This window comes from Halorubrum sp. SP3 (genome assembly GCF_005435195.1).
In the GTDB taxonomy this organism is placed as follows: domain Archaea; phylum Halobacteriota; class Halobacteria; order Halobacteriales; family Haloferacaceae; genus Halorubrum; species Halorubrum sodomense.
Window position 1 is genome coordinate 1 of sequence record NZ_SGTU01000782.1, and the last position, 218, is coordinate 218.

Sequence of the window (218 nt, forward strand, 5' to 3'; positions counted from 1 at the left end):
CGTCGGGGTCGAACCCGGCGAGCCGGGCGAGGCGGCTCACCGACACCTCCTCACCGTACGGGACGTTGCGGAGCGCCTCCAGCGCCTCGCGCTGGTCGGTCGGGACCGTGAGGCCGAGCGCCACCTCGGTGAACTCGTCGCGCTCGCCGCCGAGGTACGCGCCGATCCGGTCGAGGAGGTCGTGGTCGCCGTCGGCGTCTCCCGGCGGCTCGGCGGGG

The 218-nt window shown here is 76.1% G+C and carries 1 pseudogene; it reads right to left on the reverse strand.

The features are described 5' to 3' along the window. Positions 1-218: pseudogene (locus EXE42_RS18220) on the reverse strand (methylated-DNA--[protein]-cysteine S-methyltransferase); the annotation flags it as partial.